Annotated in this window: 20 protein-coding genes and 1 pseudogene; 16 read left to right on the forward strand and 5 right to left on the reverse strand. The window is 71.6% G+C overall.

Going from position 1 to position 18,815, the window contains the following annotated elements:
- Window positions 1-54: 54 nt before the first annotated feature.
- From ffh to AOM46_RS31600, 14 genes and pseudogenes are all read left to right on the forward strand, one after another.
- Window positions 55-1,608, forward strand: coding sequence for a signal recognition particle protein (gene ffh / locus AOM46_RS04635; protein ID WP_062205915.1), 1,554 nt, complete (start codon window positions 55-57; stop codon window positions 1,606-1,608).
- Window positions 1,609-1,679: 71 nt separating this feature from the next.
- Window positions 1,680-3,098, forward strand: coding sequence for a proline--tRNA ligase (gene proS / locus AOM46_RS04640; RefSeq protein WP_062206461.1), 1,419 nt, complete (start codon window positions 1,680-1,682; stop codon window positions 3,096-3,098).
- Window positions 3,099-3,254: 156 nt separating this feature from the next.
- Window positions 3,255-3,854, forward strand: coding sequence for a hypothetical protein (locus AOM46_RS04645; protein ID WP_062205918.1), 600 nt, complete (start codon window positions 3,255-3,257; stop codon window positions 3,852-3,854).
- Window positions 3,855-4,006: 152 nt separating this feature from the next.
- Window positions 4,007-4,444 carry a 30S ribosomal protein S16 gene (gene rpsP, locus AOM46_RS04650; RefSeq protein WP_062205921.1) on the forward strand — a complete coding sequence of 146 codons (438 nt, stop codon included), beginning with the start codon at window positions 4,007-4,009 and terminating at the stop codon, window positions 4,442-4,444.
- 1 nt (window position 4,445) lies between these two features.
- Complete coding sequence (locus tag AOM46_RS04655; RefSeq protein WP_062205924.1) at window positions 4,446-4,685, forward strand: RNA-binding protein; 240 nt, start codon at window positions 4,446-4,448, stop codon at window positions 4,683-4,685.
- A 132-nt stretch (window positions 4,686-4,817) separates the two neighbouring features.
- Window positions 4,818-5,369 carry a ribosome maturation factor RimM gene (gene rimM / locus AOM46_RS04660; RefSeq protein ID WP_062205927.1) on the forward strand — a complete coding sequence of 184 codons (552 nt, stop codon included), beginning with the start codon at window positions 4,818-4,820 and terminating at the stop codon, window positions 5,367-5,369.
- The gene (gene trmD / locus AOM46_RS04665; RefSeq protein ID WP_062205930.1) at window positions 5,366-6,175 is read left to right on the forward strand and encodes a tRNA (guanosine(37)-N1)-methyltransferase TrmD; all 810 of its coding nucleotides are present in this window, start codon (window positions 5,366-5,368) and stop codon (window positions 6,173-6,175) included. The genes rimM and trmD overlap by 4 nt, the downstream gene beginning before the upstream one ends.
- Window positions 6,176-6,309: 134 nt before the next feature.
- Window positions 6,310-6,657, forward strand: a complete 348-nt coding sequence (rplS, locus tag AOM46_RS04670; RefSeq protein ID WP_062205932.1) for a 50S ribosomal protein L19 — start codon at window positions 6,310-6,312, stop codon at window positions 6,655-6,657.
- A 30-nt stretch (window positions 6,658-6,687) separates the two neighbouring features.
- Window positions 6,688-7,416 (forward strand): signal peptidase I, encoded by a 729-nt coding sequence (gene lepB, locus AOM46_RS04675; protein ID WP_062205935.1) that lies wholly within the window; start codon window positions 6,688-6,690, stop codon window positions 7,414-7,416.
- Window positions 7,409-8,695, forward strand: a complete 1,287-nt coding sequence (lepB, locus tag AOM46_RS04680; RefSeq protein ID WP_078856458.1) for a signal peptidase I — start codon at window positions 7,409-7,411, stop codon at window positions 8,693-8,695. The genes lepB (AOM46_RS04675) and lepB (AOM46_RS04680) overlap by 8 nt, the downstream gene beginning before the upstream one ends.
- Window positions 8,601-9,596: a signal peptidase I gene (gene lepB, locus AOM46_RS04685; protein WP_062205938.1), complete on the forward strand. Its 996-nt coding sequence runs from the start codon at window positions 8,601-8,603 to the stop codon at window positions 9,594-9,596. The genes lepB (AOM46_RS04680) and lepB (AOM46_RS04685) overlap by 95 nt, the downstream gene beginning before the upstream one ends.
- 57 nt (window positions 9,597-9,653) lie before the next feature.
- Window positions 9,654-10,424: a signal peptidase I gene (gene lepB / locus AOM46_RS04690; protein ID WP_062205941.1), complete on the forward strand. Its 771-nt coding sequence runs from the start codon at window positions 9,654-9,656 to the stop codon at window positions 10,422-10,424.
- A gap of 13 nt (window positions 10,425-10,437) precedes the next feature.
- Entirely contained in the window at window positions 10,438-10,773 is a 336-nt protein-coding gene (locus AOM46_RS04695) for a DUF2469 domain-containing protein (RefSeq protein WP_062205944.1), read from the forward strand.
- Between the two features lie 110 nt (window positions 10,774-10,883).
- A pseudogene (locus AOM46_RS31600) lies at window positions 10,884-11,447 on the forward strand (peptidoglycan DD-metalloendopeptidase family protein); the annotation flags it as partial.
- Window positions 11,448-11,531: 84 nt separating this feature from the next.
- Here the strand turns inward: AOM46_RS31600 and AOM46_RS04700 are convergent.
- The 5 genes from AOM46_RS04700 to AOM46_RS04720 all read right to left on the reverse strand — a co-directional run bounded on the left by AOM46_RS04700 (window position 11,532) and on the right by AOM46_RS04720 (window position 16,391).
- Window positions 11,532-12,182: a TetR/AcrR family transcriptional regulator gene (locus tag AOM46_RS04700; RefSeq protein WP_078856459.1), complete on the reverse strand. Its 651-nt coding sequence runs from the start codon at window positions 12,180-12,182 to the stop codon at window positions 11,532-11,534.
- 71 nt (window positions 12,183-12,253) lie between these two features.
- Entirely contained in the window at window positions 12,254-13,096 is an 843-nt protein-coding gene (gene whiG, locus AOM46_RS04705) for an RNA polymerase sigma factor WhiG (RefSeq protein ID WP_062205947.1), read from the reverse strand.
- A 144-nt stretch (window positions 13,097-13,240) separates the two neighbouring features.
- Entirely contained in the window at window positions 13,241-14,398 is a 1,158-nt protein-coding gene (gene dprA / locus AOM46_RS04710) for a DNA-processing protein DprA (protein WP_062206464.1), read from the reverse strand.
- Window positions 14,398-16,008: a YifB family Mg chelatase-like AAA ATPase gene (locus tag AOM46_RS04715; RefSeq protein WP_062205950.1), complete on the reverse strand. Its 1,611-nt coding sequence runs from the start codon at window positions 16,006-16,008 to the stop codon at window positions 14,398-14,400. Before AOM46_RS04715 ends, dprA begins: the two co-directional genes overlap by 1 nt.
- Window positions 16,008-16,391, reverse strand: a complete 384-nt coding sequence (locus AOM46_RS04720; RefSeq protein ID WP_062205953.1) for a YraN family protein — start codon at window positions 16,389-16,391, stop codon at window positions 16,008-16,010. The genes AOM46_RS04715 and AOM46_RS04720 overlap by 1 nt, the downstream gene beginning before the upstream one ends.
- Before the next feature lie 428 nt (window positions 16,392-16,819).
- On the opposite strand from AOM46_RS04720, the gene rpsB reads away from it, so the two are divergent.
- Together rpsB and tsf are read left to right on the forward strand one after the other, a co-directional pair.
- Window positions 16,820-17,734, forward strand: a complete 915-nt coding sequence (rpsB, locus tag AOM46_RS04725; protein ID WP_062205956.1) for a 30S ribosomal protein S2 — start codon at window positions 16,820-16,822, stop codon at window positions 17,732-17,734.
- Window positions 17,735-17,901: 167 nt separating this feature from the next.
- The gene (gene tsf, locus AOM46_RS04730) at window positions 17,902-18,738 is read left to right on the forward strand and encodes a translation elongation factor Ts (RefSeq protein ID WP_062205960.1); all 837 of its coding nucleotides are present in this window, start codon (window positions 17,902-17,904) and stop codon (window positions 18,736-18,738) included.
- The last annotated feature ends 77 nt before the right edge of the window (window positions 18,739-18,815 follow it).

The raw sequence follows: 18,815 nt of genomic DNA on the forward strand, positions 1-18,815 counted from the left end.
ACGCTGGAGGGCACCGCCGATCTGACCGCCGATGTGTAAGGATTCGCCAGCGCCGTGTTCGACACACTCTCCGACCGCCTTGCGGCGACGTTCAAGAACCTCAGGGGCAAAGGCCGTCTGAGCGAGGCGGACATCGATGCCACGGCGCGGGAAATCCGTATCGCCCTGCTTGAGGCCGACGTCGCCCTCCCGGTCGTCCGGGCCTTCATCAAGCAGGTCAAGGAGCGCGCCCAGGGGACGGAGGTCTCCAAGGCGCTCAACCCGGCCCAGCAGGTCATCAAGATCGTCAACGAGGAGCTTGTCGGCATCCTGGGCGGCGAGACCCGCCGGCTGCGGTTCGCCAAGAACCCGCCGACCGTGGTGATGCTCGCCGGCCTCCAGGGCGCGGGCAAGACCACCCTCGCCGGCAAGCTGGGCCGTTGGCTCAAGGGCCAGGGCCACACCCCGCTGTTGGTCGCCTGCGACCTGCAACGCCCCAACGCCGTCAACCAGTTGTCCGTGGTCGCCGAGCGCGCCGGCGTCGCCGTCTTCGCCCCCGAGCCGGGCAACGGGGTGGGCGATCCGGTCAAGGTCGCCGAGGACTCCATCGTCTACGCCCGGGACAAGCAGTACGACGTGGTGATCGTCGACACCGCCGGCCGGCTCGGCATCGACGAGGAGATGATGCGGCAGGCCGCCGACATCAGGGACGCGGTCCGTCCGGACGACGTCCTGTTCGTGGTCGACGCGATGATCGGTCAGGACGCGGTCCGCACGGCCGAGGCATTCCGGGACGGCGTCGGCTTCGACGGCGTGGTCCTCTCCAAGCTCGACGGCGACGCCAGGGGCGGTGCCGCGCTCTCCATCGCGCAGGTCACCGGCCGGCAGATCATGTTCGCCTCCAACGGCGAGAAGCTGGACGAGTTCGACGCCTTCCACCCGGACCGGATGGCGTCCCGCATCCTGGGCATGGGCGATGTCCTCAGCCTGATCGAGCAGGCCGAGCGCACCTTCAGCCAGCAGGAGGCGGAGAAGCTCGCCGGCAAACTCGCCAAGGGCCCCAAGGAGTTCACCCTCGACGACTTCCTGTCCCAGATGGAGCAGGTCCGCAAGATGGGCTCCATCTCCAAGCTGCTCGGCATGATGCCGGGCATGGGGCAGATGCGGGAGCAGATCAACAACCTCGACGAGCGCGAGGTGGACCGTGCGGCCGCCATCATCAAGTCCATGACGCCGGGCGAGCGCACCGACCCGAAGATCATCAACGGCTCGCGCCGGGCCCGTATCGCGCGTGGCTCCGGGGTCGAGGTCAGCGCGGTCAAGGGCCTGGTGGAGCGGTTCTTCGAGGCCCGCAAGATGATGTCCAAGATGGCCCAGGGCGGCGGGATGCCCGGCATGCCCGGCATCCCCGGCATGGGCGGCCCCGGCGGCGGCAAGCGCAAGGGCAAGCAGCAGCAGAAGAAGGCCAAGGGCCGGCGCAGGTCGGGCAACCCGATGAAGCGCCAGGCCGAGGAGCAGGGAGGCGGCCGCCAGGAGGACGCCGGCACGTTCGGCATCCCCGGCGCCGGTCAGGACGCGGGCGACTTCGAGCTGCCCAAGGAGTTCAGGGACATCCTGCCGCCCAAGTGACGGACGGCGGGGACGGGCTCCGGCGGCAATCGATTCACGCTTGGGGCCCGTTCCCCCGTACCATCTGCGCCATGGCAAAGGCTCCCGTACTCACCCCCCAGGCGCAGGACTTCCCGCGCTGGTACCAGGAAGTGATCAGCAAGGCCGAGTTGGCCGACAACGGGCCGGTGCGCGGCACCATGGTCATCCGACCGTATGGCTACGGTCTCTGGGAGCGGGTGCAGGCGGAGCTGGACACCCGGATCAAGGGCGCCGGCGCCCGTAACGCCTACTTCCCGCTGCTGATCCCCCAGTCGTACCTGGCCAGGGAGGCCGAGCACGTCGAGGGGTTCGCCCCCGAGCTGGCCGTGGTCACGCACGGCGGCGGCAAGCAGCTGGAGGAGCCCGCCGTGGTGCGGCCCACCTCCGAGACCATCATCAACGAGTACTTCGCGAAGTGGGTGCAGAGCTACCGCGATCTGCCGCTGCTGATCAACCAGTGGGCCAACGTGGTCCGTTGGGAGATGCGCCCGCGGGTCTTCCTGCGCACCACCGAGTTCCTCTGGCAGGAGGGCCACACGGCGCACGCCAGCTACGAGGACGCCAGGGACTTCGCCTCGCTGATCCATACCGACGTCTACGCCGACGTGATCAGCAACGTGATGGCCATCGACGTGGTGTGGGGGCGCAAGACCCCCTCCGAGCGGTTCGCCGGCGCCATCAACACGCTCACCCTGGAAGCGATGATGGGCGACGGCAAGGCCCTCCAGATGGCCACCAGCCACGAGTTGGGCCAGAACTTCGCCCGCGCCTTCGACACCCGCTTCCTCGGCAAGGACGGCGAGCGCGAGCTGGTCTGGCAGACCTCCTGGGGCCTCTCCACCCGCACCATCGGCGGGATGATCATGTCCCACGGCGACGACAACGGGCTGCGGGTGCCGCCCCGGCTGGCCGCCACCCAGGCCGTGGTGCTGGCGATCAAGGAGGACGAGGCCGTGCTGGCCAAGGTCCGGGAGATCGGCGCCGCCCTCTCCGCCGCCGGGGTGCGGGTCGAGGTCGACGACCGCACCGACGTGCCGTTCGGCCGGCGCGCGGTGGACTGGGAGCTGAAGGGCGTCCCGGTGCGGATCGAGGTCGGCCCCCGGGATCTGGCCGGCGGCACCGCGATGCTGGTGCGCCGCATCGCCGGCGGCAAGGAGCCGGTGGCCGTCGACGCGCTGCCCACGGTGGTGCCCACGGTGCTCGACGAGGACCAGGAGCTGCTGCTGCGGCAGTCCAGGGAGCGCCGGGAGAGCAGGACCTTCGACGTCTCGACCGTCGACGAGGCGGTCGAGGCCGCCACCAAGGCCGGCGGCTGGGCCAGGATCCCCTGGGCCGACCTCGGCCCGGAGGGCGAGGCCAGGCTCGCGCAGGACGCGGTCACCGTCCGCTGTCTGGTCGCCGAGGACGGCTCGGTGCCCACCTCGGACGACGCCCCCGGCACCATCGCCGTGGTCGGCCGCTCCTACTGATCGCCCCCGTCCCCGGGCGGCCCACCGGCCGCCCGGGAACGGTGACGCGGGGTGCGCGAGCGGGTCGGTGTGTGCAACGAACTGACTGGTAAGTGCAAATTCGCGGACTTGCCCCGGAATCGGAACACACCGGGGGCGTCGCTCGTTAAGCACGACGTGAGCACGACACCACCAGTACTCGCCGCCGAGCTGGCACACGCGTGGGCCGACATCCAACGGCACCACCCGGAGCTGCCGGATCTGGCCGCGCCCGAATCCCTGATCGGAGAGTCCTCGTCCGCCTGCGGAGCCGAGCTCTCCTTCGAACGCCTGCTGCACGAGGCGGTGCACGGCATCGCCGCCGCCCGAGGGGTGCGGGACACCTCGCGGGCCGGGCGTTACCACAACCGCCGTTTCCTCGCCATCGCCGAGGAGTTGGGCCTGGACCACCCCGAGGATCCGCATCCCAGCAGCGGCTTCTCGCTGGTCACCATGAGCCCCGACACCAGGCGCCGCTACCGGCCCACGGCCGAGCGGCTGCAGCGCGCCCTCAAGGCGCATCTGGTCGCCACGGCCACGGACACCAAGCGCAGCTTCCGGGGGCCGGCCGCCCGCCATGGCTCCTCCGGCGGTGGGGTGCGCGTCAAGGCCGTCTGCGAGTGCGGGCGCAACGTCCGGGTGGTCCCCTCCGTGCTGGCCCAGGCGCCCATCGTCTGCGGGGCCTGCAAGAAGCCCTTCCAGATCGTGGACGCGGTGACGGTGGGAGCCTCCTCCTGAACGACTGTGGCAGAATGGTCCGCTGAACTCGACAGTCGCACAGGACCCCTCTCTCCTCCGGCTGACGCGTCCACCGGGCCCGGGCCCGCCGCAAATCCCCACGCGGCGCGGGCGGGGCTCACCACGTCAATCACGCAGGAGACACCACACTCGTGGCAGTCAAGATCAAGCTGAAGCGACTGGGCAAGATCCGTTCGCCTCACTACCGCATCATCGTCGCCGACTCCCGTACCCGCCGTGACGGCCGGGCCATCGAGGAGATCGGCCTGTACCACCCGGTGCAGAACCCCTCCCGCATCGAGGTCGACACGGACCGCGTGCAGCACTGGCTGAGCGTCGGCGCCCAGCCCACCGAGCCGGTGCTGGCCATCCTCAAGGTCACCGGCGACTGGCAGAAGTTCAAGGGTCTGCCGGCCCCGCCGCCCATGAAGGTCGCCGCCCCCAAGCCCGACCGCCGCGCCACCTTCGAGGCCGCGGCCAAGGAGTCCGGTGGCGCGCCCAAGGGCGAGGCCATCACTCCGAAGGCGAAGAAGGCCGACAAGAAGGCCGCCTCCGAGGCGCAGGCCCCGGCCGAGTCGTCCGAGGGCTGAGATGCTCGAAGAGGCCCTGGAACACTTGGTGAAGGGCATCGTCGATCATCCCGATGAGGTCCAGGTCGCCTCGCGCACCCTGCGTCGGGGGCGCGTGCTCGAAGTCCGGGTCCACCCCGACGACCTGGGGAAGGTGATCGGCCGCAACGGTCGCACCGCGCGCTCCCTGCGCACGGTCGTGGGCGCGCTCGGCGGCAAGGGCATCCGCGTCGATCTGGTGGACGCGGACGAGGTCCGCTGAGGCATCACGTGGCATCACACGCAAGGGCCGGGTGCGGCATCCGTCGCACCCGGCCCTTGCGTCTCCCGGCCGTCGACGACCGGCCGCGCGCCGGTGCCGGGAGTCAACCAACCACCGAGGAGCGGAAGCACTGTGCAGCTGGTCGTCGCCCGGGTGGGCCGGGCCCATGGCATCAAGGGCGAGGTCACCGTCGAGGTACGCACGGACGAGCCCGAACTGCGGCTGGCGCCCGGGCAGGTGCTGGCCACCGAGCCGCCCGAGGCGGGCCCGCTGACCATCGAGAGCGGACGGGTGCACAGCGGACGGCTGCTGCTGCGCTTCGCCGGCGTCGCCGGACGTGACGCGGCCGAGGCGCTGCGGAACACGCTGCTGGTCGCCGAGGTCGATCCGGAGCAGCGCCCCGACGACCCCGAGGAGTTCTACGACCACCAACTGATCGGCCTCGACGTGGTCACCACCGGGGGCGAGCCGATCGGCGAGGTGCGGGAGATGGCCCATCTGCCCGCCCAGGACCTGCTGGTGGTGGCCAGGCCGGACGGCGGCGAGGTGTTCGTGCCCTTTGTCGAGGCCATCGTGCCGACCATCGACATCGAGCGGCGGCGCGTGGTCGTCGACCCCCCGCCGGGGCTGCTCGACGACGCGGCGGACGACTCCGGGGGTGCTTCCGCCGAGGCCGGCTCATGAGGCTGGACGTCATCACGATCTTCCCCGAGTACCTGGAGCCGCTGAACGTCTCCCTGGTCGGCAAGGCGCGCGCCAGGGGACAGCTCGACGTCCGGGTGCACGACCTCCGTTCCTGGACCCATGACCGCCACCACACCGTCGACGACACCCCCTACGGCGGCGGCCCCGGCATGGTGATGAAGCCCGAGCCCTGGGGCGAGGCGCTGGACGCGGTGCTCGCCTCGGGCGAGGGCCGGCCGGTGATCATCGTCCCGACGCCCAGCGGCCGCCCGTTCACCCAGGAGCTGGCGGTGGCCCTGGCCGACGAGCCCTGGCTGGTCTTCACCCCCGCCCGCTACGAGGGCATCGACCGGCGGGTGATCGACGAGTACGCCGACCGCCTCGATGTGCGGGAGGTCTCCATCGGGGACTACGTCCTGGCCGGTGGCGAGGCGCCGGTGCTGGTGATGGTCGAGGCCGTGGCCCGGCTGCTCCCCGGGGTGCTGGGCAACGCCGCCTCGCATCGGGACGACTCCTTCGCGCCGGGGGAGATGGCCGAGCTGCTGGAGGGCCCGGTCTTCACCAAGCCGCCCGAATGGCGCGGCCGGACGGTGCCCGAGGTGCTCAGCAGCGGCCACCACGGGCGGATCGCCCGCTGGCGCCGTGACGAGGCGCTGCGCCGCACCAGCGCCAACCGGCCGGATCTGATCGCCGGTTGCGCCGCCGGGACGTTCGACCGGCAGGATCGGGAGACGCTGGCCGAGCTGGGCTGGGAGCCGGGGCCCGATGGCCGATTTTGTCGGGTGTCCCCGGCCGTGGAAGAATAGGCCGCTGGCTCACGCCAGGCGCGCGACCCCGCCACAGGGGGACCAACGCCGCCGAGCGCGTCCGGGCCGCACCCACCCGTCATCTCGAACGTTCCGCCGATGACCTGTGGCATCGACGAGGAAAGCAGCAGACCATGAACCTCCTGGACAGCATCGACAGCGCATCGCTGCGCGAGGACGTGCCGAACTTCCGGCCGGGGGACACCGTCAACGTCCACGTCCGCGTCATCGAGGGAAACCGCTCCCGGGTGCAGCAGTTCAAGGGCGTGGTCATCCGCCGCCAGGGTTCCGGCGTCCGGGAGACCTTCACGGTCCGCAAGATCAGCTTTGGCGTGGGCGTCGAGCGCACCTTCCCGGTGCACACCCCGGTCGCGGAGAAGATCGAGGTCGTGACCCGCGGTGACGTCCGCCGCGCCAAGCTCTACTACCTGCGCAACCTTCGGGGCAAGGCCGCGAAGATCAAGGAGAAGCGGGAGAACTGAGCCGCCCGGGCGGCCGGTTAGCATCTCCGCGTGACCGACTCCGACGCGGCAGAACCCCCGGCAGAGCCCGCAGCAGAACGCTCCGAGCGCGACCAGTCCTCCGACCCGCCAAGGGCCAGGAGGCGTTGGTCGCGCTCGATGCGTTTCTGGCTCTGCGTGCTGCTGGCCACGGTGGTGGTCACCTCGCTGGTCAGCAGGTTTGTGATACAGCCCTTTGTGATCCCCAGCGGATCGATGGAGGGTACGCTGCGCGTCGGCGACCGGGTCTTCGTGAACAAGCTCGCCTATGAGTTCGGGGGCGAGATCCGCCGGGGTGACATCATCGTCTTCGACGGCAGCGGTTCGTTTGTCGCCGAGGAGCCCGACCCCGGTTTCATCGAGGGGCTGGTGCGGACGGCCGCCGGCGCCGTGGGGTTGGCGCGGTCGTCCGACTCGGACTTCGTGAAGCGGGTGATCGGCATCGGCGGGGACCGGGTGATCTGCTGCGACGACGAGGGAAGGATCCAGGTCAACGGCGAGCCGTTGGACGAGCCATATCTGTATCCGGGGGACAAACCTTCGAATGTCAGGTTTGATGTTCGAGTACCTGAGGGACGGTTGTGGGTAATGGGCGACCACCGTTCCGACTCGGCGGACTCCCGGGAGTACCTCGGCGCCCCGGGAGGCGGCACCGTCCCCGAAAACAAGGTCATCGGCCGTGCCGAGTGGGTCGGTTGGCCCATCGGCCACTGGACGTCCCTCCGGTCGGACCATGGGTGAGCGGGGCCGCCCGCGCGGTCGGCGGGCCGGTGGCGCGGGCCGGAGAGGGCCCGCCGGGCGGGGCGGGGGCCAGGAGCCGGGCACACCGTCCAGCCCTGGAGAGGAGCCGCGTTGGGGCCGGCACGCCGCCCCCCGTGGCCAGTCGCCGGCGGGGTCGGGGGAGTCCTCGGCCGAGGGGCCGGCGGAGGAGCGGCCGGCCACGCTGCGCGGCCCCGGCGAGGGCCGGGCCGACCGGCGCCGGGCGGCGAAGCGGATCAAGCGCCGCAGACGGCTGCGCGCCACCCGGGAGATACCGATCCTGATCGGCACGGCGCTGCTGATCGCGCTCTTCCTGAAGACGTTCCTGGTGCAGGCGTTCGTGATCCCGTCCGGGTCCATGGAACAGACCATCAAGATCGACGACCGGGTGCTGGTGGACAAGCTCACCCCGTGGTTCGGCTGGGAGCCGAGCCGGGGCGACGTGGTGGTCTTCAAGGACCCCGGAGGCTGGCTCGACCAGGAGCCGGCCGGCGAGGAGAGCGATCCCCCGGTGGGGATCAAGCAGGTCAGGGACGCGCTCACCTGGATCGGTCTGTTGCCGTCCCAGGACGATCAGGATCTGATCAAGCGGGTGATCGGGACCGGCGGTGACACGGTGGTCTGCTGCGACGAGAGCGGCCGGATCACGGTGAACGGCGCCGCGCTGGACGAGCCCTACCTCTACCCGGGAAATCCGCCGTCCCAGATCGAGTTCGAGGTCGAGGTGCCCGAGGGGCGCCTCTTCGTGATGGGAGATCACCGCTCCAACTCCGCCGATTCCCGCTATCACCTGGACGACCCGGGACAAGGTACGGTACCGGAGGACCTTGTGGTGGGGCGGGCCATGGTGATCGCGTGGCCCTTCGGACACTGGCAACGGCTGGGTGACACGGAGGCGTTCTCCGGGGTGCCGGAGCCGGGAGGCGGCACCGTCGACGCCCAGGGTTCCGGCCAAGCCAAGGAAAAGCCCTCCCTGCCGATCCCTGCGGAACTCCCGCTCGTTATGGGTGTGGTGGGCCTGTTGCGGCCCTCGGACGGGTCACTGCGTAGCAAGAGGAGCGGATGTGGGGGATGTGGCGGTGGGTGCGCGATCCAACGCGGAGGAGCCGGAGGAGCGTCGTCCGGTGAGTCCGAGTGGCGAGCCGCCCGGCGATGGTCCCTCCGGCGTGGGGTCGGCCGCCGGCGCCGCCGAAGACGCCGCGCCCGGGGCTGCGGAGGAGGCGGGGGCGAGGATCCGGCTGGAGAAGGCGGATCCGGATAGCGCCGCTCCGAGCGGTGCGGTCGGCTCGGGCGGCGTCGGGGACGAGGCCGGGGCGGATGATCCCGCCGGGGACGGCGCCGGCGGTCGTCGGCGCAAGCAGCGGTCCTTCTGGAAGGAACTGCCGATCCTGATCATCATCGCCGTGGCGTTGGCGCTGGTGATCAAGACCTTCCTGGTGCAGGCGTTCTCCATCCCCTCGGACTCCATGCAGAACACCCTCCAGCGCGGGGACCGGGTGCTGGTGGACAAGCTCACCCCCTGGTTCGGCAACACGCCGGATCGGGGCGAGGTGGTGGTCTTCCACGATCCGGGCGGTTGGCTCGGCGAGTCCCCCGCCAACGAGGGCGTGGGCGCGGTGATCCAGGACGGGCTGAGCTTCATCGGGCTGATGCCGTCCGCCGAGGACCAGGATCTGATCAAGCGGGTGATCGCGGTCGGCGGGGACACGGTGGAATGCCACAAGGGCGGCCCGGTCCTGGTGAACGGCGAGGCGCTGGACGAGAGTGCCTATCTCTACCCGGGCAACACCCCCTGCGACGACCGTCCGTTCGGCCCGATCGAGGTGCCCGACGGGCGGCTGTGGATGATGGGCGACCACCGTCAGGACTCCCTCGACTCCCGCTACCACCAGAACCTCCCCGGGCAGGGCACGGTCTCCGTGGACGATGTGGTGGGCCGCGCCATCGTGATCGCCTGGCCGGTCACGCGTTGGGGCACGCTGCCCGTGGGGGGCGAGCTGGGGGCGGTGGCCGGCGCCGCGCTGGCCGGGACGCCGGGCTCGGCGGTGCTGGCCGGGGTGGTGCCGCTGGCGTGGTGGCGCCGCCACCGGGCGGCCACGGCCGGGCGCGAGGCGGGGGCCCGAACGGCGTCCGTGGCGGGGACGCCGTCCCCCGAGGGCTGATCGACCCCCGGCCGCTGGGTAGTGTCACCTCCTGAGACGAATCGGGAGGGGGCGCCGATGAGCAGGACTCCACGCCGTGGTGGACGACTCGGCCGTGCGCTGTCCAACATCGCCGTGGGCCTTGGCTGTGTGTTGTTTCTCGGCGGGTTCGTGCTGGCTGCCTTTCTCTATCAGCCGTACACCGTGCCGACCGACTCCATGGCCCCCGTGGTCTCCTCGGGGGATCGGGTGCTCGCCGAGCGGATCGAGGGCCATGAGGTTCGGCACGGGGACGTGGTGGTCTTCAGCGACGCCGAGTGGGGCGATCTGCCGATGATCAAACGGGTCGTCGGCATGGGTGGCGACACGGTCGCCTGCTGTGACGAATCCGGCCGGCTGACGGTGAACGGGGATCCCATCGAGGAGCCCTATCTCGACGAGAGATACGGGGAGTACGCGGCCTCGCCGACCGGCTTTACCGCCGAGGTGCCCGAGGGGGAGCTGTTTCTGCTCGGGGATGATCGATCCGATTCCCTGGATTCGCGCAGTCTTCTTGCCGAGGGCAGCCCGGCGACGGTGCCGCAGGACGCGGTGTCCGCCCGGGTGGAGGCCACGGTCTGGCCGTTCGACCGGATCGGCTCGTTGCCCGAGGCCGACGGCTTCGCCGACCAGCCCGGCGGCGTGTCGGGGAACGGTCCGCTGTGGCCTCTGGTGTGGGCCACGGGGGCCGGCGCGGTGTTGATCATCGCCGGCGCGGCCTATCCGCCGATCGCCCGGCTGACCTCGCGTTCCCGGCGCGATGGCGTGCACTCGTCGTCGGTGACGCACAATGAGGGGACGCACGGCTGAAGGGGATCACGCCATGAGTGCCGAGGACCTCGAAAAGTACGAGACCGAGATGGAGCTCAAGCTCTATCGGGAGTACCGGGACGTGGTCGGGCTATTCACGTATGTGATCGAAACCGAGCGTCGTTTCTACCTCACCAACGACTACGAGATGCAGGTGCACTCGGTCCAGGGCGAGGTGTTCTTCGAGGTCTCCATGGCGGACGCCTGGGTCTGGGACATGTACCGGCCGGCCAGGTTCGTCAAGCAGGTGCGGGTGCTCACATTCAAGGACGTGAACATCGAGGAGCTCAACCGCAGCGAGCTCGACCTGCCGGAGGACAACGGGTTTCGGGGCGGGCGCGGGGGCTAGTGCTTCCGTTTCACCCGCGCGGGTGAGCGGTTTCTCGCCACCGGCCCGGTTGTCCACAGATTTGCGATCACTCGCCGTCCGGGTCTCGCTTTCGTGCCACTCTGCGGCCCATGAGGTCGCTCTTCGGTCGGCTGACCGCGCTGCTGTGTCTGGCGTCGGCCCTGGCCCTGCTGGGCCCGGCGCCGGCGTACCCGTCCCTGTCCCCGTCCCGCCCGCCCGCCGTGTCATCCGTGACATCCGTGTCATCCGGCCTCGCGGAGGTGGCCGCCCCGGTGGTGAGCGCCCGACCGGGGGAGTGGGGTGCGGCTTCCGCGCCCGGGGAGGATCCCGGGGGGAGCGGGGGCGCGGCCTGGTCCGGGTGGCCGGTGCCCGGGGCGGACGGGGGCGGGCGGCCGGTGGTGGAGCGAGGCTTCGAGCCACCGCCCCGGCCCTGGTCCGCGGGACACCGCGGGGTGGATCTGGCCACGGCCCCGGGGGCCCGGGTGCGGGCGGTGGCCGAGGGGCGGGTCTCCTTCGCCGGCACCGTCGCCGGGCGCGGGGTGGTCACGGTGGAGCTGGCGGAATCCGGCCGGCCGCCGCTCCGGCTGACCCATGAGCCGCTTACACCGGCCGTCCGGGAGGGCGATCGGGTGCTGGCCGGACAGGTCCTGGGGGAGCTGGCGGCCGGGCCGTTCCACTGCGACGCGCCCTGTCTGCACTGGGGGCTGCGGCGCGACGACCGCTACCAGGATCCGCTCGCCCTGATCCCGGAGCGGCTGCTACGCCCGGGGCCCGCTCGGCTGCTGCCCACCCTCGGCATCCCCGAGCCCGTCGACGGCGACGGGCTCGACGGCGACGGGCTCGACGGAGGCCACCCCGTCCACGGCGACCCGCACCGCCACCTCGGCGATCCGCTCGGGGGACGGGGCCCCTGGCCCTTCGGCGGCGGCGACGGCCGCCACCGCCCCGTCGACGATTCCGCGCAGCAGACCGGCCACCACGACCGGCTCCCGATGGCCCAGATCGCGCAGCACTCCGACCACCAGCTCGGCCAGGGCGCCATGGGCGGCCCTGATGCCGGCCCGCGTCACATCGTCCAACTCGCTGCTGGAGATCGCGACGACTGCCTGGTGGCGCCGGTCGGTGGCCAGCGCGAGCTGCTGCCGCACATAGGCGGTGATCTTCTCCCGAGGCGTGTCCACGGCGTCCATCGCCGCCTCGATCTCGGCGGCCCAGAGCGGGAAGTCGGTGGCGCACAGCTCGGCGACCAGATCCGCCCGGGAGGAGAAGTACTCATAGACCGAGGAGCGGGCCAGCCCCGTCCGCTCGGCCAGCGCCGGGAACGTCAGGGCGCGGGCGCCGCCTTCGGCCAGCAGGGTGCGCGCGGCGTCCAACAGGGCAGCTCGTCGCATCCTGCGATGCTCGGCCACCGTGGCCGCTCTGATCCTGGGCACCTTCTCACTCTAGGGCGTCAGCCGGCCCGCCGGCGCCGGTGGCCGGATCAGCCGGTCACATCGGCCAGTTTCGCGCGCAACTGAAGCACCGATTTGGTGTGGATCTGGCTGACCCGGCTCTCCGTTACCCCGAGGACCGCGCCGATCTCGGCGAGCGTCAGCCCCTCGTAGTAGTAGAGCGTCACCACCGTCTTCTCCCGATCGGGCAGCGTGTTGACCGCGCGTGCCAACAGGCGACGCAGCTCGCGGTCCTCCGCCACCTCCACCGGATTGTCGGCGGCGGTGTCCTCCAGGGTGTCCATCAGACTGAGCCGGTCGCCGCCGCCCTCCCCCGCGTGCAGCAGCTCCTCCAGGGCCACCACGTTGGCCAGCGACAACTGGCTGAAGACCGCGTGCAGTTCCTCCAACGCGATATCCATCTCCGCCGCGACCTCGGCCTCCGAGGGCGTCCGTCGAAGGGAGGCCTCCAGGGTGGCGTAGGCCCGCTCGATGGCCCGGGCCTTCTGTCGGACCGAGCGGGGAATCCAGTCCAGGGCGCGCAGTTCGTCGATCATCGCCCCCCTGATACGGGTGATGGCATAGGTTTCGAACTTGATGGAGCGGGTCGGATCGAACTTCTCGATGGCGTCGATGAGGCCGAAGATCCCGGACGAGACGAAATCGGCCTGCTCCACGTTGGGCGGCAGCCCCACGCTCACCCGACCGGCCACGTACTTCACCAACGGTGAGTAGTGGAGGATCAGCTGCTCGCGGAGCCGCTCGTCACCCGATGACTTGTAAGCACGCCACAGCTCGTCGAGCGCTGAGGGGGCCGGGGGGATCATGGCGCCCTCCGCCACGGCCGGTGCTGCCTGGGCCACGTGCCAAGGCCCGAGGGAGTGCTGGGGCATACGTCGTCTTGAGCCGTTCTGAGGGGGGTCCGTGCGGGTTCTGGCGACAGAACTCTGTGAGCGTAGCGTGACTGAGAGGTCGCATCGCGCAGGTGCCGCGTCCGCGCCGATGCGCAGATACGTTCCGCTGGCCGCACCCTGGAGTTACGGGCCACCAGGAGCACTCGCCGGCACGGCCCGCGCGTGTCGGGTTGACTCGGGGGCCAACCGCCAACGCTCGCCCACCCGTTCGACGAAGCCGAGGCCGCACAGCTCCCGCAGCCTGGCGAGGGCATCCGCCTCGCTGGTGCACGCGCCGCCGGCGATCTCCGCGAGCGTGCCGTCCCCCTGACCCGGCAGCGCGTCCAACACCAGGGCCGCACGCGGCGCCAGCAGATCCCGGGGCACCAGCGGCGCGGGTCCCGGATCGGCCAGCTCGCCCATCTCCCCGACCAGTTCGACGATCTCGGCGGCGTCCCCCACCAGCGTCGCCTCCCCCCGGATCAGGCGATGCGCGCCGGCCGACAGGCCCGATGTCACCGGCCCGGGCACCGCCATCAGATGCCGACCGAGCCGCCGGGCATGGCCCGCCGTGTTCAGCGCGCCACTGCGCCGACCCGCCTCCACCACCACCGTGCCCCTGGTCAACGCGGCGATGACGCGGTTCCGCAGGATGAAGCGCCCGCGCGTGGGATGGTCGCCCGGCGCCAACTCGGCGACCAGCAGCCCGCCGGCCGCGATCCGGTCCAGCAACTCCCGGTGTGCCGACGGATAGCTGACATCCACCCCACAGGCCAGAACCGCGATCGTCGCCCCCGAGACCGACAGCGCGCCACGATGCGCGGCACCGTCGATGCCGTAGGCGGCACCGGAGACGACCGTCCAACCGCGCTCGGCCAGACCGGTCGCCAACTCGGCCGTGACATGGGCGCCATAGTCCGTGCAGGCCCGCGCGCCCACCAGGGCGACCGAACGCAACGAGACGAACCGCAGGGAGCACGCGCCCCGCAACCACAGCCCGATCGGCCTGGCCACGCCCAGATCGTCCAGCTGGCTCGGCCACTCCCGATCGCCGGGGCAGACGAACCGCCCACCCAGCTCACCGATCAGCCCCATATCCCGCTCCGGCGCCGCCCGCCCGGCGCGCAGCAGCAGCCCGGCCCAACGCTCGGCGCCGACCCCCGGCAGCGCCGCGCCGCCCGAGCGCAACGCCTCCCAGACGGCGAGCGGCCCCAACTCGGCCAGCCAGCGCCCCACCAGCGGATCACCCGGCTCGGCGACCCGGGCCAACGCGGCACGCGCCAACCGCTCGGGCGGGGGGATCACGACAGACTCCCGGCGAGCCCGGAGCCGCGCCGCACGCCCGTCCGCAGCTCCAGCGCCGCGTCCACATCGACCGCCGACGGCCGGTCGTGCCCGGCGAGATCGGCCACCGTCCACGCCACCCGCAGCACCCGGTCCAGCCCACGGGCCGTGAGCAGCCCGCGATCCATGTCCCGCTCGGCCCTGACCAGCGCCCCGGGCGAGGGCACCCAGCGGGTGCGCAGCTCATGGCCGGGGACCTCGCTGTTGGTGCGCCAGGGGCTGTCGGCGAACCGAGCCGCCGCCCGCGACCGCGCGGCCAGCACCCGGCCGGCGACCCGCGCCGTGGACTCGCCGCCGCTGGCCGGCGCGATCAACTCGGCCCGGCTGACCGGCTCCACGGGGACCCGCAGATCCACCCGATCCAGCAACGGCCCGGAGAGCCTGGCCCGATACCGCCGCACCGTGCTGGGAAGACACTCGCAGTCCCCCAGCGGAGAGCCATGGCGCCCGCAGGGGCAGGGATTGGTGGCCATCACCAGCAGCACCCTGGCCGGCATCCGCACCACACCCGCCGCACGCGCCACCACCACACAGCCCGACTCCAGGGGCTGGCGCAGCGCGTCCAGCACCTGGCTGCTCATCTCGGCGGCCTCGTCCAGGAAGAGGACGCCGTGGTGGGCCAGCGAGATCGCGCCGGGCCGCGGCACCCCGCTGCCGCCGCCGACCAGGGAGGCCATGGAGGCGGAGTGGTGCGGGGCGCAGTACGGCGGGCGGTCGATCAGGGGCCGGCCGGCCGGCAGCGAACCGCTCACCGAGTGCACCGCGCTGACCTCAAGCGACTCCTGCCTGGTCAGCGGGGGCAACAGCCCGGGAAGCCGCTCGGCCAGCATGGTCTTCCCGGCGCCGGGGGCGCCCTTGAGCAGCAGATGGTGCCGGCCGGCCGCGGCGACCTCAAGCGCCTTGCGGGCCAGCGACTGGCCGGAGACCTCCGCCAGATCCGGCGTGCGGCCGTCGGCGAGCGGGCTGAAGAGATCGCCCGGCGGCGGATGCCCCCAGCCGGGGCCCAGCGGACGGGATCCGGCCGGCTCCTCGTCGGCCGGCTCATCGGGCACCGGCTCGTCCGACAGCAGCGCGATCAACTGCCGCAGACTCCGCACGCCGAGCACCGCGACATCCGGCACCAGCGCGGCCTCGGCCACCGTCTGCTCCGGCACCACCACCTGGCGGTAGCCCGCCCCGGCCGCCGTGAGCACGGCCGGGAGCACCCCGCGCACCGGACGCACCCGCCCGTCGAGACCCAGCTCGCCGATCATCATCACATCGGCGATCGACCGGGGATCGATCCGCTCGGCCGCGGCCAACACCGCGCAGGCGACGGCGAGATCGAACCCGCTGCCGGTCTTGGGCACGGCCGCCGGGCTCAGCCCGACCGTGAGCTTCTTCTGCGGCCAGGCGGTGCCGGAGTTGACCACGGCGGCGCGCACCCGGTCCCGGCTCTCGCTCAGGGACTTGTCCGCGAGCCCCACCAGGGAGAACGCCGCCACGCCAGGCTCCAGATCGGCCTGTACCTCGACCACCACGCCCTCCACCCCCACCAGGGCGACGGCGCAGGTGCGCGCGAAGGCCATCACGCCACCCCCCTGACATGCTCGACCCGGGCGGCGCCCCGCTCCGGCAGCAGCACCCCGATCAGATCGATCCGGACGCCGCCGGGCGGCGGCGCCGGATGCGCCGCCAGCCAGCGCTCGCAGAGCCACCGCTGGGCCAGGCCGCGCAGCCGCCGCGCCTGGGCCGGCGAGAGCCCGGCCATCGGATGCTGGAACCCTCGGGACCGCCGCGTCTTCACCTCGCAGACCACCAGGGCGGGACCGGCCGATCCGTCCGCCGCCACGATGTCGATCTCTCCGGCGCGACAGCGCCAGTTCCTCTCCAGGACGGTCATCCCCGACCGTCGCAGCCGCCGCACGGCGAGCTCCTCGCCGAAGCGGCCCAGCGCACCTCGCTGATTCATGTCGCATCACCTCCGTCACACACTGTGACGGTGCTCCGGGAAAGATGTGGATCTTGGTGGATAAGTCGGCCGTTGTGGAAAACTCCGCCACACCTTCGAGTGATCGCGCGGCTCGAACGCGGCGTCACCCGAGCCGTTCGACGGCCGGCGCCGGGCCCGTCCGGCCGGCCGAGACCAGGCTCCCGACGGGCTGTCGCCCGGGCCCACGACGGTCCCGTACACTTCTCGTGGCGATCCGGACACCCGGATCGACCTCGCACGCCCCGCCGCCGGGGCGCCCCGGCTCCTGCCGGGCGCGCATTGGCGGCCGCGCGTCTCGGTCCGTGGCGGTCTACAGACAGGTCGACCCCGGCATCGCGCGTCGGGGCGTCAGGAGCGTCGGCCCCCCGGTCGGCGCTGACAACCGAGTCTGCACAAGGAGAACGGCCATGGCCGTCGTCACGATGCGGGAGCTGCTGGAGAGCGGCGTCCACTTCGGGCACCAGACCCGCCGCTGGAACCCGAAGATGAAGCGCTTCATCTTCACCGAGCGCAACGGCATCTACATCATCGACCTGCTCCAGTCGCTGTCGTACATCGACCGCGCCTACGAGTTCGTCAAGGAGACCGTCGCGCACGGCGGGACCGTCATGTTCGTCGGCACCAAGAAGCAGGCCCAGCAGGCCATCGCCGAGCAGGCGACCCGCGTGGGCATGCCCTATGTGAACCAGCGCTGGCTGGGCGGCATGCTCACCAACTTCTCGACGGTGCACAAGCGGCTGCAGCGCCTCAAGGAGCTGGAGCAGATCGACTTCGAGGACGTGGCCGCCTCCGGCCTCACCAAGAAGGAGCTGCTGGTCCTCTCCCGCGAGAAGGCCAAGCTGGAGAAGACCCTGGGCGGTATCCGCGAGATGCAGAAGGTGCCGAGCGCCGTCTGGATCGTGGACACCAAGAAGGAGCACATCGCCGTTGGCGAGGCTCGCAAGCTGAACATCCCGGTGGTCGCGATCCTCGACACCAACTGCGACCCGGACGAGGTCGACTACAAGATCCCGGGCAACGACGACGCGATCCGTTCGGTCACCCTGCTCACGCGGGTCATCGCCGACGGCGTCGCCGAGGGTCTGATCGCCCGTTCCGGTGCCTCGCAGGCCAAGGACGGCGAGAAGCCGGTCGGTGAGCCGCTGCCGGAGTGGGAGCGCGAGCTGCTCGCCGGTGCCGAGGGCAAGGCCGAGGAGAAGCCGGCCGAGGCGCCGGCCGTGGCCGAGACCCCCGCCGAGCCGGCCGCCGCCCCCGCGGAGGAGGCCGTTCCGGCCGAGGCCGAGCCGGTCGCCGACGCGCAGCCCGCGGGTGAGTCCGCCTGACGACGCCGGTGCGTTGACGGGCCCGCGCGGGCCCGTGGCATGACAGCTGAAGAGCATGAGGCGGTGCGGGGAGTCAGATCGGCCCCCGCACCGCCGTCTCCGGTCGGTGCGGCGACTGCACGCCGAGCGACCCCAACGACGAGATCCGGGAAGAGAATCACGTAACCATGGCGAACTTCACCGCCGCCGACGTCAAGAAGCTCCGTGAGCTTTCCGGCGCCGGCATGATGGACTGCAAGAAGGCGCTGGACGAGGCCGAGGGCGACGTCACCAAGGCCGTGGAGATCCTGCGCGTCAAGGGCCAGAAGGGCGTGGCCAAGCGCGAGAGCCGCACGGCGGAGAACGGCGCCGTCGTCGCCGTTCTGGCCGACGACAACGCCTCGGGCGTGCTGGTCGAGCTGAAGTGCGAGACGGACTTCGTCGCCAAGGGCGACAAGTTCCAGGCGGTGGCCCAGCAGGTCGCCGACCACGTGTTCGCGACCGCGCCGGCCGACATCGAGACGCTGCTCGCCTCCGAGATCGAGCCGGGCAAGACCGTCCAGGTGCTGGTCGACGAGGCCAACGCCGGCCTGGGCGAGAAGATCGTGCTGGACCGCTTCGCGCGGCTGAGCGGCGGCTATGTCGCCAGCTACCTGCACCGCACCAGCCCCGACCTGCCCCCGCAGGTGGGCGTGTTGGTCCAGTTGGACAGCGAGAACGCCGAGGTCGCCAAGGACCTCGCGCAGCACATCGCCGCCTTCGCGCCGCGCTTCCTGAGCCGCGACGAGGTGCCCGCCGACGTGGTGGAGAACGAGCGCCGCATCGCCGAGGCCACCGCGCGTGAGGAGGGCAAGCCGGAGGCCGCCCTCTCCAGGATCGTGGACGGTCGGGTCAACGGCTTCTACAAGGAGCACGTGGTCGTGGACCAGCCGTTCGCCAAGGACAACAAGAAGTCGGTGCAGAAGATCCTGACCGAGGCCGGCGTCAGCCTCCAGGGCTTCGCCCGCTTCCGCGTCGGGGCCTGATCCGGCGCACGCGACGTCCCGGGACGCGCCGTCCGCCGCATGGCGGACGGTACCCGGCTATTGTCGGGCGGAAGGCC

The organism is Streptomyces sp. NBRC 109706, from assembly GCF_000974485.1.
Classification (GTDB): domain Bacteria; phylum Actinomycetota; class Actinomycetes; order Streptomycetales; family Streptomycetaceae; genus Streptomyces.

Bases quoted from the DNA above. Each gene is read 5' to 3' on its own strand.
- rplS (WP_062205932.1), top strand. From the start codon at position 6,310: ATGAACCTCCTGGACAGCATCGACAGCGCATCGCTGCGCGAGGACGTG.
- lepB (WP_062205941.1), top strand. From the start codon at position 9,654: ATGAGCAGGACTCCACGCCGTGGTGGACGACTCGGCCGTGCGCTGTCC.
- tsf (WP_062205960.1), top strand. From the start codon at position 17,902: ATGGCGAACTTCACCGCCGCCGACGTCAAGAAGCTCCGTGAGCTTTCC.
- AOM46_RS04715 (WP_062205950.1), bottom strand. From the start codon at position 16,008: ATGGCCTTCGCGCGCACCTGCGCCGTCGCCCTGGTGGGGGTGGAGGGC.
- AOM46_RS04655 (WP_062205924.1), top strand. From the start codon at position 4,446: ATGCTCGAAGAGGCCCTGGAACACTTGGTGAAGGGCATCGTCGATCAT.
- trmD (WP_062205930.1), top strand. From the start codon at position 5,366: ATGAGGCTGGACGTCATCACGATCTTCCCCGAGTACCTGGAGCCGCTG.
- rpsB (WP_062205956.1), top strand. From the start codon at position 16,820: ATGGCCGTCGTCACGATGCGGGAGCTGCTGGAGAGCGGCGTCCACTTC.
- AOM46_RS04695 (WP_062205944.1), top strand. From the start codon at position 10,438: ATGAGTGCCGAGGACCTCGAAAAGTACGAGACCGAGATGGAGCTCAAG.
- whiG (WP_062205947.1), bottom strand. From the start codon at position 13,096: ATGCCCCAGCACTCCCTCGGGCCTTGGCACGTGGCCCAGGCAGCACCG.
- lepB (WP_078856458.1), top strand. From the start codon at position 7,409: ATGGGTGAGCGGGGCCGCCCGCGCGGTCGGCGGGCCGGTGGCGCGGGC.
- proS (WP_062206461.1), top strand. From the start codon at position 1,680: ATGGCAAAGGCTCCCGTACTCACCCCCCAGGCGCAGGACTTCCCGCGC.
- AOM46_RS04720 (WP_062205953.1), bottom strand. From the start codon at position 16,391: ATGAATCAGCGAGGTGCGCTGGGCCGCTTCGGCGAGGAGCTCGCCGTG.